The sequence below is a fragment of the Paraburkholderia sp. J63 genome (genome assembly GCF_905220245.1).
In the GTDB taxonomy this organism is placed as follows: Bacteria; Pseudomonadota; Gammaproteobacteria; order Burkholderiales; family Burkholderiaceae; genus Paraburkholderia.
Genome location: NZ_CAJMZF010000215.1, coordinates 1 through 287, shown reverse-complemented (window position 1 = coordinate 287; position 287 = coordinate 1). Strand labels below are relative to the sequence as shown.

Annotated in this window: 1 protein-coding gene; it reads left to right on the top strand. The window is 66.2% G+C overall.

Annotation, left to right across the window (positions count from 1 at the left end):
- A partial coding sequence (locus U5775_RS39240; RefSeq protein WP_322063478.1) for a DUF3138 family protein occupies window positions 1–287 on the top strand: 287 nt, incomplete at both ends.

The window sequence follows — 287 nt, the reverse complement described above, 5'->3', positions numbered from 1 at the left end:
GTGGGCTGGAACTATACGCCCGACAGCAGCCAGTGGGCGTTCAAGTTCATGGTCGGCAACGAGCAGTACCGCACCTACGGCGCGGTCACGCAGACGGGCACGAACGCGCTGGGCGACCCCATCACGACGAGCAACAAGATCCCGACCTTCACGGCGCGCGCCGACTACACCTGGTCGAGCGCACTCGATATCGGCGGCTCGTTCAATATCGGCAGACAGACGCTGTCGAGCGCGATCGATCCGGCCACGGGCCAGGTCACGTATGGCCCCGGCGGCCAGGCGTCGAG